The sequence below is a fragment of the Streptomyces sp. NPDC053427 genome (assembly GCF_044544985.1).
Classification (GTDB): Bacteria; Actinomycetota; Actinomycetes; order Streptomycetales; family Streptomycetaceae; genus Streptomyces.
This window is the reverse complement of the sequence record NZ_JBITYA010000013.1, coordinates 138,965-158,186: the sequence shown is the minus strand read 5'-3', so window position 1 is coordinate 158,186 and position 19,222 is coordinate 138,965. Positions and strand designations below refer to the sequence as shown.

The window sequence follows — 19,222 nt, the reverse complement described above, 5'->3', positions numbered from 1 at the left end:
CTAGCTTCCAGCGCGATGGGGGCCGTGCGGGCCGGAAGGGACGGGTGGGGCAAATGCGGTGTCCAGGGCGTCAGTTGCAGGGGAGACGCGGGGTGCGGGTCTCCCGCTGCGGGGTGGCGGTGCGGGCCCTCGCCGCGATGACGGCCGGCGTGGCGGCGCTCGCCGCGATGGCAGCCGGCCCGGCGACCGCATCGCAGCCCCGCAGCAGCGCTCCGGCACCCCGCTGGCACTGGAGCCTCAAGCCCACCACCGCCCACCAGGACACGCACTCCACCGCCCGTCACGACGCCGACGCCGCCGCCCGCTTCCGTGGCCTGGCGGCCGTCAGCCGCACGACCGCCTGGGTCGCGGGCACCAACGGCACCGTGCTGCGCACCCGCGACGGCGGCAAGCACTGGAGCGATGTCTCACCGCCCGGCGCCGAAGCCCTGGAGTTCCGTGACATCGAGGTGCTCGACGCCCGCCACGCCGTCGTCCTCGCGATCGGCGAGGGTACGGCTTCCCGCGTCCTGCGCACCGACGACGCCGGCGCCACCTGGACCGAAAGCTTCCGCAACCCCGACCCCCGGGCCTTCTACGACTGCCTCACCTTCTTCGACCGCCGCCACGGCCTCGCGCTCAGCGATCCCGTCGACGGCACCTACCGCATCCTCTCCACCCGAGACGGCGGCCACAGCTGGCACGTACTGCCGTCCGGCGGTATGCCTCCGGCGCAGAAAGGCGAAGCCGCGTTCGCCGCCAGCGGCCAGTGCCTGGTCTCCGCGGGCCGCCGTGACGCCTGGATCGCCACCGGCGGCGCCGCCCACGCCCGGGTCCTGCACACCACCGACCGCGGCCACACGTGGACGGCCGCCGACGCCCCCATCCCGGCGGGCGACCCGGCCCGCGGCGTCTTCGCCCTCGCCTTCCGCGACCGTGCGCACGGCCTCGCCGTCGGCGGCGACTACCGCCCCGACCAGCCCTCTCCCCGCGCCGCCGCAGTCAGCGCCGACGGCGGCGCCACCTGGACCCCGTCCACCACGCCCCCGAAGAACTACCGCTCGGGCGCCGCCTGGCTCCCGTACTCCCGGCATGTCGCCCTGGCCGTCGGCCCGTCCGGCAGTGATCTGACCACCGACGGCGGCCGCACCTGGTCCACCTTCGACACGGGCTCGTACGACACCGTCGACTGCGCCCCGGACCGGGCCTGCTGGGCGGCGGGCGAACAGGGCCGCGTCGCACGCCTGGAGCCGTGACCGGGATTTCCGCTGCCGACCGGCGCTGTCGGCCCCGCGTCCGCTCGGCCCGCGCCACCACCGCAACGACCGCCTCCCGCCCAAACCGCCCGCCCGCTCTCACCCGGTCTGAGATCCTGTCGTCCGACCGTCACGCGTCCTGCGCGCCCCCGCGCCGTCGGCGGGGCGCGCCGCGCGTGTCACCGGCACGACCAAGGGGAGGCGGCAATGCCGATGATCGGCAAAGTGTGGCGGGTGGAGCGGGGGACGGACGTGGTCGGGGAGATCACGATCATGGAGGCCGACTTCCCCTGGCTGAACGGCCGGTTCGTGCCCGGCCCGGGCTATCCGGAACTGCGGCCCCACTTCGCCCGTGAGCTGGAGCTCGTCGAGACGATCGACGACGACGTGACGGCCTGGGAAGACGCCTACAGCCGGGCCTCCGACGGCGTACGGCTGGTGGCCCCGAACGGGCGGCCGGTGGCCGAGTTCCTGCTGCACATCGAGGACGACGCGGCGTGGTTCCGCTGGAACGACGAGCCGGTCCCGGCGGAGCCGGCCGACGGGTCCGCCTGATCCGCCCGTTCGTCCCCAGGCCGGGAACCGTCACTCCAGCAGGCTGCCGAGCCGCCCCTCCAGCACCACCAGCAACTCGCCCAGCCCCGCGGAGAGTTCCTCCTGCCGCTCGTCGCCGATGCCGGCCAGCAACGCCGCCTCGTACCGCAGCTGTTCGGGCAGCAGCCGGTCGATGGTCTCGCGCCCCTCGTCGGTGAGGGAGAGATGGGTGACGCGGCGGTCCCGGTCGTCGGGGCGGCGGGCGATCAGGCCGCGCTCCTCCAGCTGCCGTACGCGTTTGGTGACCGCGGCCCCGGAGGCGAACGTCTCGCGCGCGATCCGGCCGGGGGTCAGCTCGCGGTCCATCCGCCGCAGCGTGCCGAGGATGTCGAACTCGGGCCGGGTCAGCCCGGCCCGCCGCAGCGGGGCGTCGGCGGCCTGCTGCAACAGTGCGGAGCACCGGTTCAGCCGCCCGATCACCGCCATCGGGCCGGTGTCCAGCCCGGGGTGCACCTGCTGCCACTGGCGCAGCACCCCCGCGACGATGTCCTCGGCCACCCGCGCTCTCCTCTCGACCACTGCCGTACCGCCTCGCCGGACGTTCCGATGACCGGCCCGGCTCACGGATCCAATTGTGCCTGCCGCGCGGCGTCCGACGTGCGGTGGCCGCCGTGTGGCGTCGGCCGTGTGAGGTCGGCCGCCGGGCGGGTCGGCCCCGGGGCCCCACCCGCGGCGTGGGGCGGGGGCATAGCGCAGGTCAGGCCGCCAGCGCGGGCGCCGAGAGACGCCGTACGAGACCGGCCAGTGCGCGGTGGCCGCGCTGTTCGGCGTGGGTGATCCGCTCCTGCGGAAGCGCCCGCTGCCACCACTCGCCCGCCGCGACGTCGACGGCTTCCCGCAGCTCCACCAGGCAGCCGACGAGCCGGTCGCGGGCCCAGCCGGTCTCCCCGGCATCGTCGGCTCCGGGCGCGGGCGCCGTCGCCAGCAACCGGTGGGCCGCGGCCTCCGCGGCCGCCACCCGCTCCAGAGCGATGTCGATACGGTCGGCGGCTCGCCGGTTGGTCACCAGGACGCAGCAGGCCAGGCCGACCGCCGCGCCCACCACGGTGTCGATCCAGCGGTCGCCGATCAGCGTCTTCGCGGGCAGGTGACCGCCGAATCCGGTCAGCAGCAGTGCCATGGGGGTCACGCAGACCGAGCCCAGCCAGTAATTCCTGGTGATGCAGGCCTCGGCGCCGAACTGGAAGGCCAGCACGAGCGCGATCATCGCGAGCTGCCCGGTGTGCGTCAGCGGCAGCAGCACGCAGAACAGCAGCAGGCCGAGCAGATTGCCGACCGTGCGTTGTACCGCGCGCTGCCAGGAGAGCGTGGTGTTGGCCTGGTAGATCGAGGCCGCGGTCACCACGGCCCAGTACGGGTGCCCGACGCCGACCACCATCGAGACCCAGCCGGCCAGCACACAGCCCGCCGCGACCCGCGCCCCGATCGGCAGCAGCGGCGAACCGGGCGCCAGCCGCGCCAGTACCGCCCGTACCCCGCGGGGGCGGCCGGGCGCGGGCCGCCGCAGGGCCGGTCCGCCGAGGCCGAGCAGCGGGGCCCGTCCCTCCCGTACGGCTCCCGGCGCGGCCACCCCGGACGACCCGTCGGCCACCCCGGAAGACCCGTCGGCGACCGCGGACGCCGCACCCGCGGCCTGCGTCCCGCTCTCCGCGGCCCCCTCCCGCGTGATCCCGGCCGGCTCCTCGGTCTTCGCCGCGGTGGGCGCGATCTCGGGGAGCGGCCGGCCGCGCCGCAGCTGGTGGGCCCAGCCGTCGAGGCGTTCGGCCTCCGCCGTCGGGTCCGCCTCTCCGGGCCTGCCGCCGAGCGCCGACTCGGCCTGTACGAGGAGCCGTTCGAGGCGCCCGCGCGCGGCGGCCCGCGCGGGGGTGCGCACCGGGACGAGGAAGAGCGTGTGCCAGGCGGCGTTCACGGCGGCCGCGGTGGCATGCCGGGCGTGCGCCACCCCGGCCCCGTCGGTGCCCGTGCCCGTACGCAGCAGCCCGGCCGCGGCCTGCAGGGCGCGCGCGGTGGCGATCCGCTCCGGCCCCCGCGGCCGGACCAGCACCGGCGCCATGCACACCAGCCAGGCCAGTCCACCGGCACCGAGCGCCAGCGCCATGTGACCGGGCACCTGCCCCAGGCGCTGCGGCACGAAGAACGCCGACGCGGCGATGAAGGTCGGGATGAGATTCCCCGGCGGCCCGATGTGCGTGGCATCGCACGCCATCTTGTGCGCGGCGGCGAGCAGCGAGGCGAGCACGACGAGCACGGCGGCAGAGGTGATCGCCGACGCGGCGGTCAGCGCGATGCCGAGGCTCGTGACCATGCCGAGCACCACCCACAGCAGCGTGCGGGCGCGGGCGGCGTACGGGAGGCCGTGCGCGTACAGGGCGCACAACGATCCGGCGGAGGTGTAGAGGATCAGATCCATCCGGCCGAGGGCGAACAGCGTGAGAGCCGGGATCGCCATGGCCACCACCGCGCTGAGTGCCGGCTTGTGCCAGATGTCGAGGGGGCGGCGAAGCCGGACGGTGCTCCTGACCGGCAGCGGACGGAACCGGACCCCGCCCTCGGGCGCGGTGGTCGGTCTCTTCTCGGTGGGCCTGGCGTGCTTCCCCATGAAGAAAAGATTAGCAGGTGTTTTACTGGTGAAAGATATGTCGCGGTCGGCCCCGGGACGCCCGGCCCGGCAGCGACAATGGCCGGGTGCCAACCGCCAAGAAGAAGACGACGACCGCGAACGCTTCCCCGGAGCGCCGCCGCGAACTGCTGACCATCGCGGCAGAGGTGTTCGCCGCGCAGGGGTACAACGCCACCACCGTCCGCCGCATCGCGGACGAGGCCGGCATGCTCGCGGGCAGCCTCTACTACCACTTCGATTCCAAGGAATCGATGCTGGACGAGATCCTCGCCACCTTCCTGTCCGAACTCTGGGACGGCTACGACGCCGTCCTCGAAGCCGGCCTCGGGTCGAGGGAAACCATCGAGGCCCTGGTCACCGAGTCCTTCCGGGAGATCGACCGGCACCGCGCCGCGGTCGCCATCTACCAGAAGGAGTCCAGGCAGCTCGCCGCCCAGCCCCGGTTCGGCTATCTCGCCGACTCCCAGCAAAAGTTCGAGAAGGCATGGCTGGGCACCCTGGAACGCGGCGTGCGCGACGGGGTCTTCCGGGCCGACCTCGACATCCGGCTCACCTACCGCTTCGTCCGCGACACCGTCTGGGTCGCCGCGAGCTGGTACCGGCCGGGCGGGCAGCACACCCCCGAGGAGATCGCCCGGCAGTACCTCTCCATGGTGCTGGACGGCATCGCCGTACGGACATGAGCCGCTGCGGAGGCGTCGGCCACGGAGCCGAGTTCACCGCTCCCCGCCTCACCGGCGGCTGGGCGCGGCCGATCGTGCCAGGGGGCATACCGGCCGCGGTCGCCGTCCCCTGCTGTTGTCCACTGCCCGCCGTCCGCTGCTGTTGCCTGCGCTCGCCGCTCGCCTCGGCCGCCGCCCCAAGCACTGGCGGCGACCGCTGGACGGCGGCGGGGTCACCGGCTCAGCAGTGCGTGTTCTTGACGTAGAGCGCCCGCGGCCCCCACGTCGTCCCGTAACGGACGTCCTTGGTCTGGCCCTTCCCGAGGCGGCCGCGCGGGTCCTTCGCATACGGGACGACGATGGTGAAGCACGAGGTGCGCTTTCCGCACAGATTCGTCAGCTGCACATAGCGGTGGTGACTCTTGTTGAAGTACTTCCGTACCTTGACGCACTGCGGCGAGCGGTCCGCCGCCGCGGCGTCGGACGCCGTGGACAGGGTCAGCGTGGCGCTGCACGCGGCCGCTGCCAGGCCTATCGCGATGATCTTCCGCACTTTTCTGTCCCCCGTTGGAAACCGTTGTGGAGGCCGCTCATGCCGGCCTCCTGCCGGACATGCACCGGCTTCGTGCCGGACGGGCATTCGCACGTACATTCTCCATTGTCCCTACGCGCCCGGAAAAATTCAGCCCTGGGTGGCGCACCGCGCCACAAGCGCGATCCTTTCGGAACCGGACCGGGGCCGTTTTCCGGGAACCGGAACGGCGGCAGGGGCAGCGGTGCAGGTCAGACGGTGGGGGAGTGCGCGCGGGCCCCGGCGGCGGTGGTCTGGAGCTCGTCGATCCGCAGATAGTCCAGCGCGCGGCGGGTCAGCTCGGCGATGTCCTCCGGGGCGTCCTGACGGGCCCAGTGCTCCATCGCGACGCTGATCGCATCGATCAGCGCAGAGGCCAGCAACCGCACCTCGAGGCTGTCCTGCGGCGCTCCCGAACGCGCCGCCAGCACGGGTACCAGCCGGTCCTGCATATCGCGCCCGGCGGCCATCCATCGCATACGGATCGCCGGCACGCCGCCCATGACACGGATCAGCCGCCGCGCCCGCTCGGTGTCCGCGAGGCGCCGGGTCGATGTCGACGTACCGAATGCCGTCCGTACCGCGCTGGTCAGCGGTTCGTCGACGGGGCGGGCGGCGATCTCTTCGACGAGCTGGCCGACGCTGGAGGTCAGTACGGGCGTGAGCGCGTCCTCCTTCGCCGCGCAGTAGCGGTAGAAGGTGCGCAGCGAGATGCCGGCCGCCGACGCGATGTCCTCGACTGTCGTCGCGTCGTACCCCTGATCGGAGAAGAGGCTCGCCGCGGCCTCCGCGATCTCCATCCGGGTCTCCTGCCGCCGCCGCTCGGTCAGCGTTGGTCTGCCTCGCGCTGCCGTCATCCACCTCTCCTCGCCAAGCTGCTGTCGGGGTTGTTCGGGTCGTCCGAGCCGTCCGAGCCGTCCGGGCTGTTCGGCTCGTCCCAGCAGTCCGGGCCGTCCGAACCGTCCGGGCGTCAACTCTGTCACGGAATAGTTTATTGGCACGACGTGCCAGTAAAGCGTATGTTGGCCGAGCCTGGACCCAACGACGTGAACGTCCGTGAACGACGTGCGGCCGTGGCTGGCCGCTGCGCCCGCCATGGCGCGACACGGCGACATGACCGCTCGGGCGGTCGACGCCACCCCCGCCCGGCGCCGACCCCTCTCGACTCGCCTCTCAACTCTCAACCGACGCTCAACCGACTCTCAATCGACTCGCTATCGACCGGTACGCATCAGCGAAGGAGCCGACCATGCCGCGCACTTACCTCGTCACCGGAGCCGCCTCCGGGATCGGCAAGGCCACCGCCGCCCATCTCCGCCAACAGGGCCACGCCGTGCTCGGCGCCGACCTCAAGGGCGTCGACATCTCCGCAGACCTCTCCACCCCCACCGGTCGTACGGAACTGGCCGACCGCGCCCGCGAGTTGACGGGTGGGCGGCTCGACGCCGTGATCGCCTGCGCCGGCCTCGCCCACTTCACGCCGCTCACGGTCCAGGTCAACTACTTCGGCGTGGTCGCCACCCTCGAAGGGCTACGCCCACTGCTGGCCGCCGGCACCGACCCGCGCGCCGTCCTGATTTCCTCGGTCTCCTCGGTCCACCCCCATGACCCGGCCCTTGTCGACGCGGCTCTGGCGGGCGACGAGGACGCGGCCGTCGCCGCTGCTCAGGCCGCCATCGACCGGGGCGAGGGGCATCTCATCTACGGTTCGTCCAAACACGCCATCGCCCGCTGGCTGCGCCGTACCGCCGCGACCGAGGGCTGGGCCGCCGCCGGCATCCCGCTCAACGCCGTCGCCCCCGGCACGATCGTCACCCCGATGACCGAGCCCATGCTCGGCAACGCCGAAATGCGCAAGGTCGTCGACGCGTCGGTCCCGATGCCGCTGCACGGTCACGCCCGTCCGGAGCAGGTCGCCCCGCTGCTCGACTGGCTGACCGCCCCGGAGAACACGCATGTCACCGGCCAGGTCGTCTTCATCGACGGCGGCGCCGACGCGGTCCTGCGCGGCGACGGCGCTTGGTAACGCGACCCGTAACGCCGACCTGTGACGCCGACCTGTAACCCGACCTGAAACAACAGTCGTCCCGCACGCGCTCCGCCACACCTCCCCAAACGACAGGCCCCAAGGCCCCGAGGCCCCCAGGACCAGGTGACACCATGCCCAGCCTCATCCGTACCATCGTGCTCTCCGCCGACCCCGACACGGTCTGGCGTACCATCGGCCGCTTCGACGGCCTCGCCGACTGGCACCCGCACGTCCCGCCCTCGGTCATCGAGGACGACGCCGACCCCGAAACCCCGGGCGCGATACGGGCGTTCACCCTCGACGGCACGGTCGTGGCCCGCGAACGCCTCCTCGCCAAGGACGACACCACACGTGCCTATCGCTATACGGTCCTCGACCCGTTCCTTCCCCTCAGCGCTTACGAGGCCACGCTGACGGCCGTTCCCCACGACCGGGGCACCGAGGTGCGCTGGACGGCGACGTACCAGGGCGCCGCGGAGGTCGTCCTCCAGGTCGAGGAGGTCTTCGGGGACGCGGTGTACGGGACGGGGTTGGCGGCGCTGGAGGAGCGGTTCGGCAAGTCGTAGGGGGTGGGGAGGGACGGGCGCGGGGGAGGCGGGGCGGGGACCGGGGCGACGACCGGACAGCCCGACGGCCAAGGGGCAGTCGGCCCGACGGTCAAAGGTCAGTCGGTCAAAGGTCATTCGGTCAGTCGGCGAGCCGATGTCAGCGTTCGGCGGCGGCGCCCGTATCGGTGCTGCCGGACGGTCGTGCCGTCACCACTTTCAGGCCCCGGTCGGTGAACTCCCGGCGCGTCGCCTCCTTTGCTCCGCTGTCCGTGATGAAGGTGTCGAAGACATCCGCATCGCCGACCCGTGCGAAGCAGCGCTCGCCGATCTTCGATGAGTCCGCGACGACGACGGCGCGCCGGGCACGCTCGGCCATCAGGCGGTTCACCCTGGCCTCCGCCTCGTCGTGCACCATGGCTCCCATCACCGGGTCGACGCCGTTCGCCCCGATGAAGGCGATGTCGATGGAGATCTGCTGCAGTACCAACTCGCTGAAGGGGCCGACGAGTTCGAACGAGCGGGAGTGCGCCACTCCACCCGTGAGCACGATCTTGATCTGTGGTCGCACCGCCAGCTCATTGGCGATGTTGAGAGAGTTGGTGACGATCGTCAGATGCGGCTGCGGACCCGCTTCCGCGAAGTCGGGGCGGGTGGCGAGCACCCGGGCGATCGCCGTGGTCGTGGTGCCACCGCTGAGCCCCACCACGTCACCGCGCTCGACCAGCTTTGCCGCCGCCTCCGCCACCGCCTCCTTTTCCGCCGACCGATGAGCGTGCTTGTACCGGATCGGCAGGTCGTACGCCACCGAGCTGAGCACGGCCCCGCCCCGCGTGCGGGTCAGCAGCTGTTGTTCGGCGAGGGCATCCATGTCGCGCCGCATCGTGGCGGCCGAGACCTCCAGCTCGGTCGCCGCCTCCTCGACATCCACCCGACCCCTGTCCCCGAGCAGCTCGAGCAGTGCGTTCATCCGTTCATGGCGCTTCATGGCGCGAGCCTAATTCGTTTCGATCGCCCACGTTGAGGCCGCTCGAGCACGGCCCGACGCCGACCACGAGCCAGGCCGTGCCATGGGGACCGTGGGTACGGCCGGTGCATGCCGCCGCATGCCGGAGGAGCGTCCGACCGAGGAGCGGGCTTGGGCGCACCGACGGTTCGTCGAGGAGCCGGTACGCCTGGAACCGGAGCGCCGAGAGGCCGACGACGCTGTTCGATCATGCGGTGGCGGGCTGCGCAGGAACCGGGCGCCGCTGCCCTGGAGGGCCAGGCGACCGCCGCGGCGAAGGGCAACCACGGCGGACGGCCGAAGGCCACCGACGACGACCTGCTCACCTTCGCCGACGCGCTGAAGAACTCGGACGCGCTGAAGAACACCGACGCGCTGAAGAACTCGGACGCGCTGAAGAACAAGGGCGTCCCGGTCCCGAGATCGCGAAGAAGCCGACCATCAAGGCCGGGAAGAACGCGGGCAGGTCCCCGTCGGTCGGGGAGGCGGCCGCCGCCTCCCCGCTGGACCGGGCGCCGGCCGGAGCCGAGGAGGTCGCGGTGATACCCCGGCCGGCACCGGCACCGTCCGCCGGAACGTACGACCGGGAGAAGACCGGAACGTACGACCGGGAGAAGATCTGACCTGTGAACTCCTCGCTGGCGGAGGCTCTCTCCGCGGTCCTGCTGCTGTTGGTGCTGGCGTGCGCGGTGATCCGTCCATGGGGCTGGCCGGAGGCGGTCGTCGCCGTCCCGGCCGCCGGGGTGGTCATCGCCACCGGGGCGATCTCGCTGGACCATGCCCGCGCCGAGGTCGAGCGGCTGGGGCCGGTGATCGGCTTTCTGGCCGCCGTCCTGGTGCTGGCCCAACTCTGTGACGACGAGGGCCTCTTCCATGCGAGCGGGGTGTGGATGGCCCGCACCGCGGCGGGACGCCCGCGCCGCCTGCTGATGCAGGTGTTCGCGACCGCGTCGCTGATTACGGCGGTGCTCAGCCTGGACGCCACGGTGGTCCTCCTGACGCCCGTGGTGTTCGTCACGGCCGCCCGCATCGGAGCCCGTCCCAAGCCCCACGTCTACGCCTGCACGCATCTGTCCAACACCGCCTCGCTGCTGCTACCGGTGTCCAACCTCACCAACCTGCTGGCGTTCGCCGCCAGCGGGCTGAGCTTCACCCGCTTCGCCGCTCTGATGACGCTGCCCTGGCTGGTGGCCATCACCGCCGAATACGTCATCTTCCGACGCTTCTTCACCACCGATCTGGACGCCGCAGCCCCCGCACCGCCCACCGCAGAGCCCCGCGAAGTGCCGGTGTTCGCCCTGGTCACGGTGGCATGCACGCTGGCCGGGTTCGTCCTGACCTCCGCCCTGGGGATCAACCCCGCGTGGGCGGCCTTCGCCGGCGCCGCAGTGCTCGCCCTCCGGGCCCTGGCCCAGCGCCGCACCACCCCCTCCGCCGTCCTGCGCGCCACGGCGGTGCCGTTTCTCGCCTTCGTGCTGGCCCTGGGCATTGTGGTCCGCGCCGTCGTCGACAACGGGCTCGCCACCGCGCTCGGCCATCTCGTCCCGGACGGCACGGGGCTCGTGGCCCTGCTCGCCCTCGCGGCGCTGGCCGCCGGGCTGGCCAACGTCATCAACAACCTGCCCGCCGTGCTGGTGTTGCTGCCGCTGGTCGCCCCCGCCGGGCCCGGTGCGGTCCTCGCGGTGTTGCTCGGCGTCAACATCGGTCCGAACCTCACCTACGCCGGCTCCTTGGCAACCCTGCTGTGGCGGCGCATCGTGCACGAACACGACACCGACGTCCATCTCGGTGAGTTCACCCGGCTCGGCCTGGCCACCGTGCCTGCCGCCCTGCTGCTCGCGGTGGTGGCACTGTGGACCTCGCTCACGCTCATCGGAGGCTGACCGCCATGACCGTCATCGCCTGGATCGTCGAGGGCACCTGGCCCGCCTGTATCGACGCCGCCCGCACCCACGCACCCCCCGACGTCGACATCGTGCTGCTGCACGTCACCGGCCCCGACGTCCCCGGCGCCGCCCACGGCGCCTTTGCCGGGCTGCTCGGCCGCGCCCGCCCCGACCGCGACCCCGGCACGGCCCTGGAACACCTGGCCGCGGCCTCCGCCGAAGAACTCCTCGCCCACGCGGCCGAACGGCTGGGACGCCCCTGCACCCGAGTGGAGCGCACCGGCCGCGTCGAGCGGGAAGTCGTGGCCGCCGCCGAAGGCGCCGACCTGCTCGTCCTCGCCCGCGACGGCGACCCCAGCCACCTCGGGCCCCACAGTCTCGGCCCCGCCAGCCGCTTCATCGTCGACCACGCACCCTGCCCCCTCCTGCTCGTCTGGCCCGAGACCGCCCCCGGCATCGCCACCATCCCGCCCCCGCCACCACACCACCGGTAGCGGCGGCGCCAGCGGCAGCGCGACACAGGCCGAAGAGCTCGGCCGCGGCCGGCACATCCCGTCCCCGCCGACGCGCACGGGTCTTCCGAATGCGCTGCCCTGGAGTCTCGTATCGTCGCGCGGACGGTGCCGGGTGTCGGACTCACCCAGGGGTCGGTGCCTGGGCCGCGTACTGCTCCGGGACCGCCACCGGAGTGCTCAGCACGTCCAGGAGCCGCGCTGCCTCCTGCGCCACCGCCTCCCGGGCCGGCTTGATGTACTTCCGGGAGTCGATGAGTGCCAGGTCCGCGCCAAGTGTCTGCCGTATCGAGTGGGTGAAGACGGAAACCAGGTGGGTGGAGATATTGATCTTCGTCATCCCGGCGGCGATGGCTCGACGGAGCTCTTCGTCCGGGACCCCGGAGGAGCCGTGCAGCACCAGGGGCACGGGCAGCATCGCCCGCAGCGCCGCGATCAGGTCCTTGTCCAGTACGGCCGTGCGCTCGTGCATCGCGTGGGAGGAGCCGACGGCGACCGCGAGTGCGTCCACGCCCGTTGCCTGGACGAAGGCCAGTGCCTCGTCCGGGTCGGTGCGGACACCGGGGGCGTGCACGCCGTCCTTGCCGCCCACCTCGCCGAGCTCCGCCTCGACATGGACATCGCGGTCGTGACACCAGGCGGTGAGCTCGGCGGTGGTGGCGACGTTGCGTTCGTAGGGGAGGGCCGAGGCGTCCACCATGACCGAGCCCACCCCGGCGGCGACGCCCTGATGGACGAGTTCCGCATCGGTGATGTGGTCGAGATGGACCGAGATCGGCGCCGCGGAGCTCTCGGCGAGGGCGAGCGTGGCGCGGGTGATGGGCAGCAGGCTTCCGTGGTAGCGGATGCAGTTCTCGCTGATCTGCAGGATGAGTGGGGTGTTCGTGCGCTCGGCGGCGGTGGCGAGTGCCTCGGCGGTTTCGAGATGGATGACGTTGAAGGCCGCGGCACCGACCCGCGCCTCACGCGCAGCGTCGACGATGGATGAGGTCGGAACGAGGGGCATGGGAAGGCGACTCCCTTGCGGGCTAGGTGAGTTGACGTAGAAGGGCTGATGGGGGCTACGGCAGGGCGGGGGCCTCGAGCATCACGGAACGGGTCAGGTTGCGCGGGTTGTCCGGGTCCAGGCCGCGGGCTCGTGCTCGGGCCAGGGCGACCCGCTGCACCAGCACCAGGTCGGCCAGCGGATCGCGCGTATGGCACACGAACCGGGCACCGGTCCGGGCCACCTCCGCCTCCAGCCCCTCCGGGGCCTGCCCGAAAAGCCACGTCACCCGGCCCGGAGCCGCTATCGAGATCGGGCCGTGGCGGTACTCCATCGCCGGGTAGGACTCCGTCCAGCTCTGCGACGCCTCCCGCATCTTGAGTGCCGCCTCGTTGGCCAGCCCATAGGTCCAGCCCGTGCCCAGGAAGGAGAATTGCTCGGCATCCACCCACTCCCGCTCCAGCGGCGCGGCCAGTGCCTCCTGCGCGTCGGTCACCGACCGGGAGACGTCCTCGCCCACGTGCGCGCGCAACAGCGTCAGCGCCGTCGTCGCGAACCGTGTCTGCACCACGGACTCCTCATCGGCGAACGGCAGCGCGACGGTCTCGTCGGAGATCGCCACCGCCGGCGTCTCGGGATCGCCAATGATCGTCACCGTAGGGATCCGCCCCTTGACCGCGTCGAGGACACGCAGCACCTCGGTCGTGGTGCCCGAGCGGGTGATCGCCACCACCGCGTCGTATCCGCGGTCGCTGCCCAGGAACGCTTCCGATGCGGCGAACGGGTCCGTCACCCCCAGTCCCGCGCCTTCGCGCAGTGCCGCGTACGACTGCGCCATGAACCACGAGGTGCCGCAGCCGACGACGGCCACGCGTTGTCCGGCCTCGGGCAGCGGACCTCCCGCGGCCGCGCCGATCCGTGCCGCCTCCCGCCAGGTCTCCGGCTGACTGTTCAGCTCCTGCTCCATGTACGAGGTCTCACTCATGGCACGCCCTCCCGTGATCCGTGGAACCATTCTGCGTAATTCTGCAAGTTCTGGCTTCGTTGCAATCGACTCTACGCATCCCTCGCTCGCGGATCCATCCCTCGAAAGGGTGGACGATCCAGAGGGGAGTGGCGGGGAGTGGAAGATGCTCCCGAAAAATGTGCGGTTTGAGGCTATTTGGGTGGCCCAAGCGAGTGGTCGGAGAGGGCGGCGCAGGGCTCACCACCACCTGTTGACAACTGCGTGAAGTGCGCCGAATACTCGCAAGATCAGTCATGGCTAGTCATGCAGCAGGCCGCTCCGCCGCACAAAGGACTCCCCCATGTCCATTGCCACGCTCTCCGAGACGCCCCAGCCGCCGTCATCCAAGACCCCGCGCCGCACCGGCAGGCTGTTTGCGCTCACCGGCGCCGTCGTCGGCGTCATCTACGGCTATGACACCGGCAGCATCTCCGGCGCCCTGGTGTTTCTCAGCCGGGACTTCCATCTCACCGAGGCGGAAAAAGGCCTGGTCAACAGCGTTTTGGTGTTCGGGTCCATCCTCGGCGCGCTGATCGGCGGCAAGCTCGCCGATCTCTTGGGCCGCAAGGCCGCGATGCTGATCGTCGCCGGCTCGTATGCCGTCTTCGTCGCGCTCTCCGCGGCCGCGCCCAGCGTCATCGTGCTGGATGTCGTCCGTTTCCTGCTCGGCGTCGCCATCGGCATCTCGATCGTGGCCGCGCCGCTCTACATCGCCGAATCGACGCCGGCGCGTATCCGCGGCGCATCCGTCGCCATGTACCAGGTGGCCACGGTCGCCGGCATCGTCGTCACCTACTTCGTCAACTGGGGGCTGTCCGGCGGCGGCCACTGGCGCTGGATGCTCGGCCTTTCCGCGATCCCCGCGGCGCTCGTGATGATCCCGCTGCTCCGGCTCCCCGACACGCCGCGCTGGTATGTGCTCAAAGGACATACGGAGCGCGCCGTCGAGGTCATGGCGATGACCGATCCGGACGTCGATGCGCGCGCGGAGGTGGCCGCCGTGAGCGCCGCACTGGCCGAGGAGAACGGCGGCTCGGCGCGCTCGCTCCTGCGTAAGCCGTACGCCCGCGCCGCGCTGTTCGTCGTCGGTCTCGGATTCTTCTGCCAGATCACCGGCATCAACGCCGTGACGTACTACAGCCCGCAGATCTTCGAGGAAATGGGCTTCACCGGCAGCGGCCAGAACTTCCTGCTGCCGTCCTTCGTGCAACTGGCCTCACTGGCGGCGACCGTGCTCGCCATCCTCATCATCGACCGGCTCGGCCGCCGCGTGGTGCTGCTCTCCGGTATCGGCACGATGGTCGCCATGCTCGCCGTACTGACCGTCGTCTTCGCCATGGGGGATCTGCACGGCGCCACGACCTGGGTGGGCTTCGGGGCCATCCTGCTGTTCACCGCGGCCTTCAACTTCGGCTTCGGATCGCTGATCTGGGTCTACGCGAGTGAAGCCTTCCCCGCCCAGCTGCGCTCGACGGGGGCATCGGTGATGCTGACGGCCGACCTGGTGGCGAACCTCCTGATCGCCCAGTTCTTCCCTTCCCTGATGGCCTGGGCCGGCGCGGCCCGGACGTTCGCGGGCCTCGGCGTCCTCGCGCTCTGCGCCCTTGTCTTCGCCTCCTTCACCGCGCCCGAGACCAAGGGCCGCCAGCTGGAAGAGATCCAGGGCTACTGGAGGAACGGAGGCCGCTGGCCCACCCCCGCCCCGACGGGGAACCCTGCCCCGGCTCCGGAGGCCGCGCTGTAGGCCGACAAAGGGCGAGCGGGCTCGCCCGAACGGCGCAGCGGCTGGTCGCGGCCCGCACGCCTGGCACCTCGCCGGAAGCCGAGGTAGGTGTCCGAGCGGGTGTCCTCAGGGGATGCCCCGGGTCGTCGGCGAAAACCGTCGGCCCGGGGCGATGCCTCAGGACGGCAGCTGCTCCCGGTACTCCTCCAGCGCCGGGGCGGTCGTCGTCGCCACGAATTCGGTGATCCGGTACGTGCACACCTCGGCCACGGAGAACGGGTCCTCGGCCACGAGCTGCTCGACGGTCGCGCGGTCCGGTCCGGTAGCGATGATCACGCCCCCGTCGCGCGGCACCTTGCGGCCGGCGGCGATGAAGTGCCCCGCGGCGTATTGCTTGTTCAGCCAGGCCACATGGTCCTGCAGCGCGGCGTCGACGCGCTCAAGGGGCGCGGTGTAGGTCAGTTCCAGTACGAACATGCAGGCAATATAAACAATGCCCCGGAGCGCTCCCGGTCCAGGCGGACCGCTCCGGCCCCAGGTGATGCAGAGCGCCGGTCACGACGGGCCTCGGGGAGGAGGGGCCGGCGCCCGGGGTTCCTCGGTACGGAATTCCTCGCCGGATCGGTGGAGAGACGGCAAGAGGGACGGCGGCGGCGGCCGGAATCGCCGGTCATGGGTTCGATAGCGTGGCGATCACCATGGATACTCCCGGAACGATTTCGTGCGACGACGAGCTGGCCCACTGGCCGACGGACGAGGCCCAGGCGCGTGCCGTCCAGGACCGGCTGCGGCACTACGTGCGGCTCGATGAACCCGGTCCCCGGCCGGGGTTCGCGGGCACCGTCGTCGGGGTGGATGTCGCCTACGACGACGAGCGGGACGTGGTCGCCGCGGCGGCCGTCGCCCTCGACGCCCGCACGCTCGCGGTCGTCGAAGAGGCCACCGCCGTCGGGCAGATCTCCTTTCCGTACGTCCCCGGGCTGCTCGCCTTTCGCGAGATTCCCACCGTGCTCAAGGCCCTCGCTCGCCTCACCTGCACGCCGGACCTCGTGGTCTGTGACGGATACGGGCTGGCGCATCCGCGGCGTTTCGGCCTGGCCAGCCACCTCGGGGTGCTGACCGGGCTGCCGACCATCGGGGTCGCCAAGACTCCGTTCACCTTCCGCTACGAGCCGCCCGGCCCCGAGCGCGGCGCGACCTCCCCGCTCCTGGACCGGGGCGAGGAGGGTGAACGCGACGCCGGTGGCGAAGAGGTGGGACGTGCGGTGCGCACCCAAAAGGGCGTCAAGCCGGTCTTCGTATCCGTGGGGCACCGCGTCGACCTCGACCGGGCCTGTGCGCACACGGTGCATCTGGCGGCCGAATACCGTCTGCCGGAGACGACGCGGGCCGCCGACTCCCTCTGCCGGAAGGCACTGGCGAGCGCCTGACCCGTGGCTACAGGGGCAGCCGGCCCTGGACGACCCGGAAGGTGATGCCCGCCTTCTGGAGGCGGTCCGTCAGGGCGTCCCCCATGGCGACCGCCGAGGTCACCTGGCCGGCCGTCTCCGGGAGGTCGTCGAAGGCCAGGCTGAGCGCCGACTCGGCGAACATCTTGGCGGTCTCCTCGTAACCGGGATCGCCACCCGAGACCTCGGTGATCAGCTGCCGGCCGCCGCCGGTCGCCACGAAGCGCACCGCGAACCAGCTCTTGGCTCGCCGCTCCGGACTCGGCCCCTCGCCCGGCTGCACGCGTCCCGCCAACCAGCGCCGGGCGGGCGGCACCTGGGCGAGCGCGGCCAGCGCGCCGGCCCCCAGCGTCCCGGCCACGGCGACAGGCAGGCGCCGCACACCGGCGTAGTGGCGGTAGCGGAAGTCGGGCCCGTAGCGCTCGAGGGCGGCCGCGGAACGGGCGATGACCTGCGGGTCCAAGGTCGGCAGCGGCACGCCCCAGGTGCTCGTCTCGCCGCTCCGGAGAGGCGGACCGAAGGGCGCCCGGACCGTACGGCCGACGGGGCGCGGTTCCACCGACCGGCGCTCGCGGGCGGCCCGTGCCATCGGCAGCGGGCGCGAGACCACGGTGAGCGCGGAGGCCAGCGTGCCGCCGGAGATCATGCCGCTGCCACGGACGAAGCCGTCGATGCGCAGCGGTACGCCCTCGGGGAGCAGCCCGACGGTGTAGAACACCCCCAGGTCGTGCGGCACGCTGTCAAAGCCGGAGGCGTGCACCAGACGGGCGCCGGAGGCCTGGGCCGTCGCATGGTGGCGGAGATACATCCGGTCGATGAACTCGGGCTCGCCGGTCAGATCGAGGTAGTCCGTGCCGGCCGCGGCGCAGGCGGCGACCAGCGGCTCGCCGTGGAGCAGATACGGGCCGACGGTCGTGGCCAGTACGCGGGTGTCGGCGGCGAGCGCGCGCAGCGAGTCGGGGTCGTCGCTGTCGGCCCGTAGCAGGGGGACGTCGGCGCAGGCCGGGTCGATGCCGGCCAGGCGGTCGCGCAGCCGCTCGAGTTTGCCGGTGCTGCGGCCGGCCAGCGCCCAGCGGCATTCCTTGGGGGCGTGCCGGGCCAGGTATTCGGCGGTGAGCGCCCCGGCGAACCCGGTGGCGCCGTAGAGGACGAGATCATGGGCTCGTCCCGAGGTGTCCTGCCGTCGCATCGCGCATCCTCTCGACCTGAGCTCCGGACCCTAAGCACGTCGTAGACGCTTCGTCAACGACGGTCTTCGGTCATCTCGTTGGGGGTGCACGGTGTGGCGCCCAAGGTGGCGCGGAGTCTTGACACGGCGTCGGAGCGGGGCCAGATTCAGGATGACATAGGACGTCCTACGTCCGGATCGCCGGGGTCGCCGCTCCGTTCCCGGGGACGCCGGGCCGGACCGTACGGCAGAAAGCCGGACGCGATGCCCCTTCCCCCGCCGCTCCCCGCACCGCTCAGCGGGGTCGTGCCACCGTTGTGCACGCCGCTCACCGACGCCGGCCAGGTCGACGCCACGTCGTTGGCCGCGCTCACCGAACGGCTGGTCGGCGCCGGAGTCGACGGCCTCTTCGTGCTCGGCTCCACGGGAGAGGCCGCCTACCTATCGGACGTCCAACGACGCACCGTCATCGAGACGGTCGTCGAGGCCGCCCGGGGCCGGCTGCCCGTCCTGGCAGGCGCCATCGACATGGCCACGGCCCGGGTCATGGACCACGCCCGGACGGCCCACGGCCTGGGCGCCGACGGCATCGTGGCCACCGCGCCCTTCTACACCCGCACGCATCCGGCCGAGATCGCGGAGCATTTCACTCGGCTGCGCAACGCCGTCGACCTGCCGCTTTTCGCCTACGACATCCCCACGGCCGTACACACCAAGCTCCCCGCCGGCACGGTGCTCGCGCTCGCCGCCGACGGGGTGCTCGCCGGGCTCAAGGACAGCAGCGGCGACGACGGTGCGTTACGCCGTCTGATCGTGCGGCTGCGCGCAGTGAACGGGAAGTTCTCCGTTCTGACCGGGTCGGAGCTCTCCGTGGACGGCGCCTTACTCGCCGGCGCCCACGGTGTCGTACCGGGGCTGGGAAACGTCGATCCGGCCGGCTACGTACGGCTCTATGCGCATGCGAGGGCCGGCCGGTGGGCCGCGGCGGCCGCCGAACAGGACCGGCTGGCCGCGCTGTTCTCCCTCACCGATGTCGGGGACGAGGCGGACATGGGACGCAGTTCCTCCGCCCTCGGCGCCTTCAAGGCCGCGCTGCACCTGCTCGGCGTCATCGACAGCCCGGCCACCGCGGCCCCGCAGCTGCCGCTGGACGACGGCGCCAACCGAACCGTCCGCCGACTGCTGGAGGAGGCAGGGCTGCTGTGACGACGCGCTCCCAGGGCCGCCGCGAA

19 protein-coding genes are annotated in these 19,222 nt (G+C 71.9%); 10 read left to right on the top strand and 9 right to left on the bottom strand.

Annotated features, from left to right (window positions below; translation table 11 throughout):
* Positions 1–137: 137 nt before the first annotated feature.
* Positions 138–1,235 (top strand): WD40/YVTN/BNR-like repeat-containing protein, encoded by a 1,098-nt coding sequence (locus ACIGWZ_RS32175; RefSeq protein ID WP_400070468.1) that lies wholly within the window; start codon positions 138–140, stop codon positions 1,233–1,235.
* A 213-nt stretch (positions 1,236–1,448) separates the two neighbouring features.
* Positions 1,449–1,790: a hypothetical protein gene (locus ACIGWZ_RS32170; RefSeq protein ID WP_400070246.1), complete on the top strand. Its 342-nt coding sequence runs from the start codon at positions 1,449–1,451 to the stop codon at positions 1,788–1,790.
* 30 nt (positions 1,791–1,820) lie between these two features.
* Here ACIGWZ_RS32170 and ACIGWZ_RS32165 read toward each other — a convergent pair whose 3' ends face one another.
* The gene (locus ACIGWZ_RS32165) at positions 1,821–2,327 is read right to left on the bottom strand and encodes a MarR family winged helix-turn-helix transcriptional regulator (RefSeq protein ID WP_400070245.1); all 507 of its coding nucleotides are present in this window, start codon (positions 2,325–2,327) and stop codon (positions 1,821–1,823) included.
* A 199-nt stretch (positions 2,328–2,526) separates the two neighbouring features.
* Entirely contained in the window at positions 2,527–4,428 is a 1,902-nt protein-coding gene (locus tag ACIGWZ_RS32160) for an FUSC family protein (protein WP_400070244.1), read from the bottom strand.
* Positions 4,429–4,514: 86 nt separating this feature from the next.
* On the opposite strand from ACIGWZ_RS32160, the gene ACIGWZ_RS32155 reads away from it, so the two are divergent.
* Positions 4,515–5,132, top strand: coding sequence for a TetR/AcrR family transcriptional regulator (locus ACIGWZ_RS32155; RefSeq protein WP_400070243.1), 618 nt, complete (start codon positions 4,515–4,517; stop codon positions 5,130–5,132).
* A 220-nt stretch (positions 5,133–5,352) separates the two neighbouring features.
* Here the strand turns inward: ACIGWZ_RS32155 and ACIGWZ_RS32150 are convergent, their stop codons facing one another.
* On the bottom strand, positions 5,353–5,664 hold the full coding sequence (locus ACIGWZ_RS32150) for a hypothetical protein (RefSeq protein WP_400070242.1): 312 nt from the start codon (positions 5,662–5,664) through the stop codon (positions 5,353–5,355).
* 230 nt (positions 5,665–5,894) lie between these two features.
* Positions 5,895–6,539 carry a TetR/AcrR family transcriptional regulator gene (locus ACIGWZ_RS32145; protein ID WP_400070241.1) on the bottom strand — a complete coding sequence of 215 codons (645 nt, stop codon included), beginning with the start codon at positions 6,537–6,539 and terminating at the stop codon, positions 5,895–5,897.
* A 392-nt stretch (positions 6,540–6,931) separates the two neighbouring features.
* On the opposite strand from ACIGWZ_RS32145, the gene ACIGWZ_RS32140 reads away from it, so the two are divergent.
* Complete coding sequence (locus tag ACIGWZ_RS32140) at positions 6,932–7,708, top strand: SDR family oxidoreductase (protein ID WP_400070240.1); 777 nt, start codon at positions 6,932–6,934, stop codon at positions 7,706–7,708.
* Positions 7,709–7,842: 134 nt separating this feature from the next.
* A complete protein-coding gene (locus ACIGWZ_RS32135) occupies positions 7,843–8,277 on the top strand; it encodes an SRPBCC family protein (RefSeq protein ID WP_400070239.1) in 435 nt (144 codons plus the stop codon).
* Positions 8,278–8,416: 139 nt separating this feature from the next.
* On the opposite strand, the gene ACIGWZ_RS32130 is transcribed toward ACIGWZ_RS32135, so the two are convergent.
* Positions 8,417–9,244: a DeoR/GlpR family DNA-binding transcription regulator gene (locus ACIGWZ_RS32130; RefSeq protein ID WP_400070238.1), complete on the bottom strand. Its 828-nt coding sequence runs from the start codon at positions 9,242–9,244 to the stop codon at positions 8,417–8,419.
* A 644-nt stretch (positions 9,245–9,888) separates the two neighbouring features.
* Between ACIGWZ_RS32130 and ACIGWZ_RS32125 the strand changes: the two genes are divergently transcribed.
* Together ACIGWZ_RS32125 and ACIGWZ_RS32120 are read left to right on the top strand one after the other, a co-directional pair.
* Entirely contained in the window at positions 9,889–11,145 is a 1,257-nt protein-coding gene (locus ACIGWZ_RS32125; RefSeq protein WP_400070237.1) for an SLC13 family permease, read from the top strand.
* Positions 11,146–11,150: 5 nt separating this feature from the next.
* Positions 11,151–11,642: a universal stress protein gene (locus tag ACIGWZ_RS32120; protein WP_400070236.1), complete on the top strand. Its 492-nt coding sequence runs from the start codon at positions 11,151–11,153 to the stop codon at positions 11,640–11,642.
* A 142-nt stretch (positions 11,643–11,784) separates the two neighbouring features.
* On the opposite strand, the gene ACIGWZ_RS32115 is transcribed toward ACIGWZ_RS32120, so the two are convergent.
* Positions 11,785–12,666, bottom strand: a complete 882-nt coding sequence (locus tag ACIGWZ_RS32115) for a ketose-bisphosphate aldolase (RefSeq protein ID WP_400070235.1) — start codon at positions 12,664–12,666, stop codon at positions 11,785–11,787.
* A gap of 55 nt (positions 12,667–12,721) precedes the next feature.
* A complete protein-coding gene (locus tag ACIGWZ_RS32110; RefSeq protein WP_400070234.1) occupies positions 12,722–13,630 on the bottom strand; it encodes an SIS domain-containing protein in 909 nt (302 codons plus the stop codon).
* Between the two features lie 322 nt (positions 13,631–13,952).
* Here ACIGWZ_RS32110 and ACIGWZ_RS32105 point away from each other — a divergent pair, with 322 nt between their 5' ends.
* The gene (locus tag ACIGWZ_RS32105) at positions 13,953–15,395 is read left to right on the top strand and encodes a sugar porter family MFS transporter (RefSeq protein ID WP_400070233.1); all 1,443 of its coding nucleotides are present in this window, start codon (positions 13,953–13,955) and stop codon (positions 15,393–15,395) included.
* Positions 15,396–15,551: 156 nt separating this feature from the next.
* Here the strand turns inward: ACIGWZ_RS32105 and ACIGWZ_RS32100 are convergent, their stop codons facing one another.
* The gene (locus tag ACIGWZ_RS32100) at positions 15,552–15,851 is read right to left on the bottom strand and encodes a YciI family protein (RefSeq protein ID WP_400070232.1); all 300 of its coding nucleotides are present in this window, start codon (positions 15,849–15,851) and stop codon (positions 15,552–15,554) included.
* A gap of 221 nt (positions 15,852–16,072) precedes the next feature.
* On the opposite strand from ACIGWZ_RS32100, the gene ACIGWZ_RS32095 reads away from it, so the two are divergent.
* Positions 16,073–16,804, top strand: coding sequence for an endonuclease V (locus tag ACIGWZ_RS32095; RefSeq protein WP_400070231.1), 732 nt, complete (start codon positions 16,073–16,075; stop codon positions 16,802–16,804).
* Between the two features lie 7 nt (positions 16,805–16,811).
* Here the strand turns inward: ACIGWZ_RS32095 and ACIGWZ_RS32090 are convergent, their stop codons facing one another.
* The gene (locus ACIGWZ_RS32090) at positions 16,812–18,011 is read right to left on the bottom strand and encodes a saccharopine dehydrogenase family protein (protein WP_400070230.1); all 1,200 of its coding nucleotides are present in this window, start codon (positions 18,009–18,011) and stop codon (positions 16,812–16,814) included.
* Positions 18,012–18,254: 243 nt separating this feature from the next.
* Here ACIGWZ_RS32090 and ACIGWZ_RS32085 point away from each other — a divergent pair, with 243 nt between their 5' ends.
* On the top strand, positions 18,255–19,196 hold the full coding sequence (locus ACIGWZ_RS32085) for a dihydrodipicolinate synthase family protein (protein WP_400070229.1): 942 nt from the start codon (positions 18,255–18,257) through the stop codon (positions 19,194–19,196).
* Positions 19,197–19,222 lie beyond the last annotated feature (26 nt).